General features: G+C 40.0%; 6 protein-coding genes and 1 rRNA gene. 6 read left to right on the plus strand and 1 reads right to left on the minus strand.

The genetic code is table 11. The features are described 5' to 3' along the window. From rrf to tsaD, 5 genes are all read left to right on the plus strand, one after another. A 5S ribosomal RNA gene (gene rrf / locus AC4BHP_RS18770) occupies positions 1-74 on the plus strand; the annotation flags it as partial. 1060 nt (positions 75-1134) lie between these two features. Then, the gene (tsaE, locus tag AC4BHP_RS18775; RefSeq protein WP_066110012.1) at positions 1135-1593 is read left to right on the plus strand and encodes a tRNA (adenosine(37)-N6)-threonylcarbamoyltransferase complex ATPase subunit type 1 TsaE; all 459 of its coding nucleotides are present in this window, start codon (positions 1135-1137) and stop codon (positions 1591-1593) included. After that, a complete protein-coding gene (gene tsaB, locus AC4BHP_RS18780) occupies positions 1593-2297 on the plus strand; it encodes a tRNA (adenosine(37)-N6)-threonylcarbamoyltransferase complex dimerization subunit type 1 TsaB (RefSeq protein ID WP_066110009.1) in 705 nt (234 codons plus the stop codon). Before tsaE ends, tsaB begins: the two co-directional genes overlap by 1 nt. After that, entirely contained in the window at positions 2297-2749 is a 453-nt protein-coding gene (gene rimI / locus AC4BHP_RS18785; RefSeq protein ID WP_140462253.1) for a ribosomal protein S18-alanine N-acetyltransferase, read from the plus strand. Before tsaB ends, rimI begins: the two co-directional genes overlap by 1 nt. Beyond that, positions 2746-3762 carry a tRNA (adenosine(37)-N6)-threonylcarbamoyltransferase complex transferase subunit TsaD gene (tsaD, locus tag AC4BHP_RS18790; protein ID WP_254654741.1) on the plus strand — a complete coding sequence of 339 codons (1017 nt, stop codon included), beginning with the start codon at positions 2746-2748 and terminating at the stop codon, positions 3760-3762. The genes rimI and tsaD overlap by 4 nt, the downstream gene beginning before the upstream one ends. Positions 3763-4137: 375 nt before the next feature. Here tsaD and AC4BHP_RS18795 read toward each other — a convergent pair whose 3' ends face one another. Beyond that, positions 4138-6060 carry an ABC-F family ATP-binding cassette domain-containing protein gene (locus tag AC4BHP_RS18795; RefSeq protein WP_490553785.1) on the minus strand — a complete coding sequence of 641 codons (1923 nt, stop codon included), beginning with the start codon at positions 6058-6060 and terminating at the stop codon, positions 4138-4140. A 639-nt stretch (positions 6061-6699) separates the two neighbouring features. On the opposite strand from AC4BHP_RS18795, the gene AC4BHP_RS18800 reads away from it, so the two are divergent. After that, on the plus strand, positions 6700-6928 hold a 229-nt coding region (locus tag AC4BHP_RS18800; RefSeq protein ID WP_490553786.1), incomplete at its 3' end, for a winged-helix domain-containing protein.

Consider the following 6928-nt stretch of genomic DNA (forward strand, 5'->3'; position numbering starts at 1 on the left):
ACACGGAAGTTAAGCTCTTCAGCGCCGATGGTAGTTGGGACGCGAGTCCCTGTGAGAGTAGGACGTTGCCGGGCAATCAGAAACCAGTTCAGTTGATGAGCTGGTTTTTTTGTGCGGTTTTTTAGGGAGCAAGGAGGATTTTGGATACTTGTTGGAGCTGGAGGAGTGAGGAGTCGGGATCAATCCACAGTCAATGGAATATCTTAAAGACGTGAATAAGGTATGGGAAAGGTGCGCTATTCTGGGTCTACCATCACCTATACTGCACTTAGCCCGGGCAAAGATTGGTTGAAAGGTAGGCGAAGTGTGTAGGAAAGCAGCTATGTTCCACCTATGGGACACCTATGCCCGACCTATACTGGGGTAAAGGTGGTTGAAAGGTGGGTAAAGTATGGAGGAAAGCAGCTATGTTCCACCTATGGATCACCTATGCCCGACCTATACCGGGGTAAAGGTGGTTGAAAGGTAGGCGAAGTATGGAGGAAAGCAGCTATGCTCCACCTATGGAACACCTATGCACGACCTATACCGGGGTAAAGGTGGTTGAAAGGTAGGCGAAGTATGGAGGAAAGCAGCTATGCTCCACCTATGAGGCACCTATGCCCGATCTATACCGGGGTAAAGGTGGTTGAAAGGTAGGCGAAGTGTGTAGGAAAGCAGCTATGCTCCACCTATGAGGCACCTATGCCCGACCTATACGGGGGTAAAGGTGGTTGAAAGGTGGGTGAAGTATGGAGGGAAGCAGCTATGTTCCACCTATGGAACACCTATGCCCGACGTATACCAGGGTAAAGGTTGTTGAAAGGTGGGTGAAGTGTGTAGCAAAGCAACTATGCTCCGCCTATGAGGCACCTATGCCCGACCTATGCCCCGCGGTGATCTATCCCAAGGCAAGGATTTTAAAGGTCGGCGTAGTCGTACCGAAGCCGTGTCACACTGTATTAAAGCTATGCGAAGTATACAGCAAATCTGTAGTAGCCAAGACCTCATCTCAAGTAATAAATCTATACGTAAAGAGTCAGATATTCCATTACCAAATTCATATTTCTAACCTTGCGCTAACCTAAAAAAACGAAATTGGATTTACACACTAAAATAATGTAAACTTTAATAATAAAATATAAAGCATGGTGAATGACTGTGACCGAATATATGAGAATTTGTAATAGTGAAGAAGAGACCAGGAAGCTGGCAGAGGAAATTGGAAGTCGCCTGATTCCCGGATCTGTAATTGCGCTTGAGGGAGACCTAGGTGCAGGCAAAACAACATTTAGCAAGGGAATTGCTAAAGCAATTGGTGTAACAAGAAATGTAAATAGCCCGACCTTTACCATTATGAAAGAATATAAAGGGAAATTTCCACTTTATCACATGGATGTTTATCGAATTGAAAATGAAGAGGAAGATTTCGGGTTTGAAGAATATTTTGAAGGTGAAGGAATTACGATCGTCGAGTGGGCTCATCTGATAAAAGGACAATTGCCGGAAGAGCTTTTGACCTTATATTTATATCATGATGGGAATGATAGACGGAGAATTGTAGCTGAACCAAAAGGTGAATTTTATGAAAAGCTATGTGAGGAGATATTTTAATGAATGTATTAGCAATTGATACATCTACGAATGTCCTGGGAGTGGCTGTTGCTAATGAAAAAGGGATTATCGGAGAGCAAATAACATTTACAAAACGAAACCATTCAGTACGGGCGATGCCTTCCATAGAAGCAATTTTGAAGGAATGCGGGCTTAAGCCAGGAGACCTTGATAAAATCGTGGTGGCAAAGGGGCCAGGTTCTTATACCGGCGTAAGAATTGGCGTAACGATTGCCAAGTCTTTGGCCTGGAGTCTAGGCATTCAATTATCAGGCGTATCAAGTTTAGAGGCGCTTGCCCTGAATGGCAGATATTTCAATGGTTTGGTATGTCCACTGTTTGATGCAAGAAGGGGACAGATTTATACAAGTCTTTTTAAATGGGATAATGGAGAGTTAGTTAGATTGGAGGAAGACCAGAATGTGTTGGCCATTGAGTGGGCTGAGCATTTAAAATCACTCAATCAACCTATACTATTCATAGGCAATGATGTTCCTATTCATATCGAGGCCCTAACAGAAATTCTTGGAGATAAGGCTATTATGGCACCTTTATCGTTGCATCAGGCCAGGCCGGGTGAATTAGCATTGCATGGCATGAATCTGCCTGGTGATGATATCCACACCTTTGTCCCCAATTACGTACGTTTAGCAGAAGCTGAGGCGAAATGGTTAGAAGCTCAAGAGAAACAGAGGGAAGAGTAATGAATCAGACGATTACATTTCGTAAGATGACTATAGAGGATCTTGATAGTGTGATTGAGGTAGAGCATGCTTCTTTTACTTTGCCATGGAGCAAAGAAGCTTTTTATAATGAGCTGATGAACAATCAATATGCGTATTATTTGGTAGCAGAGGACCAGGGGAAAGTAATTGGTTATTGCGGTACATGGTTCATCCTCGATGAGGGCCATATCACGAATATTGCTGTATTGCCGGAATGGAGAGGCAAAAAAATCGGGGAAGAATTAATGGTGCGTATGTTGGGTAAAGCACAAAGCATGGGAGTGAAAAGAATGACTCTCGAGGTACGGATCGGAAACCAAACTGCTCAAAGTCTCTATCGAAAATTGGGCTTTAAAGATGGTGGCATAAGAAAGTTTTATTATACAGACAATATGGAAGATGCATTAGTAATGTGGGTGGAATTATGGTGAATAAAGAAAATCAAATCATATTAGGTATAGAAACCAGCTGTGATGAAACAGCAGCAGCAGTCATAAAAAATGGCCGAGAAATCCTTTCAAATGTTGTAGCTTCTCAAATCGAGAGCCATAAACGTTTTGGCGGAGTCGTTCCTGAAATTGCTTCAAGGCATCATGTTGAAGCAATTACCCTTGTAGTTGAAGAGGCATTGGAGAAAGCAGAAATCTCTTGGGATGATCTTGATGGAATTGCGGTTACTGAAGGTCCTGGGTTAGTGGGAGCTCTCTTAATAGGCGTAAATGCGGCAAAAGCATTGGCTTTTGCTCATGGAATTCCACTTATTAATGTACATCATATCGCTGGACATATATATGCAAACAGAATTCTCACTGAGTTTTCCTTTCCCCTCCTTGCATTGGTTGTATCCGGTGGCCATACAGAGCTGGTGTTGATGAAGGAGCATGGAGCTTTTGACGTTATAGGGGAAACAAGAGATGATGCAGCCGGTGAAGCATATGATAAAGTAGCTCGTACGCTAAAGCTACCTTATCCGGGCGGCCCTCATATTGATCGACTGGCGCATGAAGGTCAGCCAACAGTTAAACTGCCTCGTGCATGGCTAGAAGAGGATTCATATGATTTCAGTTTCAGCGGATTAAAATCGGCTGTTATAAATACATTGCATAATGCCAACCAAAAAGGTGAAGTGTTAGCTCCTGAGGATCTGGCTTGCAGCTTTCAGGAAAGTGTAATTGATGTCTTAGTAACTAAAACCGTAAAAGCAGCAGAGGAGTTCCAGGTGAAACAAGTACTGTTAGCCGGCGGGGTTGCTGCCAATAAAGGATTAAGAACTAAATTAGAAAAAGCTTTTATAGACAAAAAGGAAGTAGAATTGATTATACCTCCACTTTATTTATGTACAGACAATGCAGCAATGATTGCAGCAGCAGGTAGTATTGCATTTGAAAAAGGCAAACGAGCTGCCATGGATTTGAATGCAAATCCAGGATTGATATTGGAATAAAAAATGAGGCTGGGACATAACTAAATTTGCTGTGTCCAAAACCGAACGATGTATTGAATTTTTATTAAACTAAATAGAAAAAGCCGAACTATTATTAATAATGCTTAAACTGCACTTTATAATAGTTCGGCTTTTTTAGTTGCTGGAAACCTTTTGTCCCAGCCTTATTTTATTGGTAAAAAAATTGATTGAAAAGTAAAAGCACTCGAATAATTGTGGATAACTACATGTTATCAACAGATTCTGTGGATAAAAGATTTGAAATCTGTGGATAATGTGGAAAAATCAAAACAAACCTTATTTTATAACTTTTTTAATGTGGATAAAAATGTTGATAAAAACCAAGCCATCCCTAACTTGGTTTTTTATCTTGATTTATTCGTCTTGTAGAGAAGTCCACTCTTCCATTAATGCTTCCAATTCTTCTTCAGTTGCTGTAAGAGTTGTCTGGATTTCCAATGATTTCTCATGGTCCTGATAGATTTCCGGATCACATAATTGTGTATTTAAATCGGATATCCGTGTATCAAGTTCTTCAATGGTAGTTTCAATTTCTGCGATACGTCTTTGGCGTTGGCGCTCTTTCTTTTTAAGCTCCTTGTCCTCCTGATAAGTAGTTTTATCTGAAACAGGGCGATTGTTGGAGATAGAATCCGCTGGTTTTTCCAGTTCAGCGAGTTCCGCTTGTTCTTGTTTTTTCTGAATATAGTAGTCATAATCTCCCAAGTATTCAATTGTACCATCTGCTTTCATTTCCAATACTTTATCGGCAATTCGATTGATAAAGTAACGGTCATGGGATACAAAGAGGAGAGTGCCTGAATAATCAACCAGTGCATTTTCAAGCACTAATTTACTGTCCAAATCCAAGTGGTTGGTCGGCTCATCTAAAATTAAAAGGTTGGCTTTTTGCATCATTAATTTTGAAAGAGCCAGCCGTGCTTTTTCACCACCGCTCAAGGTAGAGACAGTTTTCATTACATCGTCTCCGCTGAATAGAAAGTTCCCTAATATGGATCGGATATCCTTTTCAGGTTGGTTGGGGAAGTCATCCCACAACTCATTTAGCACAGTTTTGTTGGACGATAGATTAGCCTGCTCTTGATCATAATATCCGAGTGTCACATTGGCACCGAGCTGAAAGTCTCCATGCAAAGCTGGAATTCTGTCAATCAATGTTTTTAATAAAGTAGATTTCCCTACTCCATTCGGACCAATCAGTGCAATGCTTTCTCCTCTAGTTATTCTAAAGTTCAAGTGGCTGGCGACAGGTGCTTCATATCCAATAGACAAATCATTTGCATGAAGGACTTCATTACCACTTTGCCTTTCAATCTCAAAGGTAAAATTAGCTGATTTTTCATCGCCCAAGGGCCGATCCATCACTTCCATACGCTGCAGGGCCTTTTGCCGGCTCTGGGCCCGTTTAGTTGTAGATGCTCTGGCCATGTTTCTTTGGACAAAATCTTTTAATTTTGCAATCTCATCCTGCTGCTTTTCATAAAGCTTTGCATTACGTTCATATTCCTCTGCCTTTTGCTCTAAGTATCTGCTGTAATTCCCTGTATATTTCTTAATTGATGTTCGGGAAAGCTCCATGACTTGATGGACAACCTTATCAAGAAAATAACGATCATGGGAAACAATGAGGATAGCTCCAGGATATGATTGAAGGTAGCCTTCGAGCCAGCCTAATGTATCGATATCAAGATGGTTGGTCGGCTCGTCCAGAATCAGTAAATCAGGTTTCGTTAATAATAATTTACCTAGTGCAAGCCTGGTTTTTTGGCCGCCGCTTAAGGAATTAATAGATGTAGTATAATCATAATCTGAGAAACGCAAACCGTGTAAAACAGAACGTACATCTGCTTCCATTTGGTAACCGCCAGAATTTTTAAATTCCTCCTGGAGACGATCGTAATCTTTTAATACCCGGTTATATTTTTGTTCATCATTGTAGACAGAAGGATCAGCCATAGATTTTTCCAATAATCTCAATTCATCTTCTTGTTTTTGTAAGCCTTCAAAAACAGAGATCATTTCATCCCAAATAGAGCGGTCGGATTGAAGACCGGTATTCTGAGCCAAATAACCAATCGAAACATCTTTTGGCTTATAGATCTCGCCACTGTCATGTGAAAGGTGCCCGGCAATAATTTTAAGCAGGGTAGATTTACCGGCACCGTTTCTGCCAACAAGTGCAATACGGTCTTTCGTTTGAACTTCGAGCTTAATTGTAGATAAAATTGCTTCAGCTCCATAATATTTGGATACATTATTAACTTGTAAAATAATCATATTCTCACCTCAAGAAGTACATACCTTAAGTGTAGCCTACTCTTGATAAGCACCGCAACTTAATAGAAAATTTGTGAATACTCACACAAAAATTACCAAAAATGATAGAAATATTATAGAATAGGAATAGGAGAATAAACTTTCAGTGAATTTACGTGCTTTATTAATCAGGAAAGATCCCATATGATTGGTATCGCGGAGGTAACCTGGAAACAATCAGAACCGCTAGTCCTAGTATTTTGCTCGAATATAAAATTAACGAATCATTGATAAAAAAGCGGCGTATTATACATAGCTAAGATAGTTAGAATTATGGTAGTGAAGAAAACTTCTGATATAATTTCTATGTGGTACCCGGGCACTCCAAGGATTAGATATTGATTTTATATGGAAAAAAGCTGAAAATATGAATAGATTAATTATTCGTATAATCTTAAAAACGAAAGTAAGAAATAACAGCTGTTTCAGCAATACTTGATTAACCTTATATGTTATGTGCAAAGCAATCGAAAAATCAATGGTTATTGAAGGAAACTATTTTCATTGGAAAACCGGGGGGTAAAACCAGTCGGGATTATCAAAGGCAGTTTTGATATATGGAGTAACGATTGACAAGAAAGAATAGGGAGAAGGGAATTAATTTTGCAGGAAAATACTAAAATACCGCAGGCTACAGCCAAACGACTTCCATTATATTATCGTTTTATACAAAATCTACACGCGTCAGGAAAACTACGAGTTTCTTCCGCAGAACTAAGTGAAGCTGTTAAAGTAGATTCAGCTACTATACGAAGAGATTTCTCGTACTTTGGTGCTTTAGGTAAAAAAGGGTATGGTTACAATGTTAATTATCTATTATCCTTCTTTA

Source organism: Pradoshia sp. Z4_20 (genome assembly GCF_058216035.1).

Excerpts from the sequence above, each read along its gene's own strand:
- AC4BHP_RS18795 (WP_490553785.1), bottom strand. The coding sequence starts at position 6,060 with ATGATTATTTTACAAGTTAATAATGTATCCAAATATTATGGAGCTGAA.
- rimI (WP_140462253.1), top strand. The coding sequence starts at position 2,297 with ATGAATCAGACGATTACATTTCGTAAGATGACTATAGAGGATCTTGAT.
- tsaB (WP_066110009.1), top strand. The coding sequence starts at position 1,593 with ATGAATGTATTAGCAATTGATACATCTACGAATGTCCTGGGAGTGGCT.
- tsaE (WP_066110012.1), top strand. The coding sequence starts at position 1,135 with ATGACTGTGACCGAATATATGAGAATTTGTAATAGTGAAGAAGAGACC.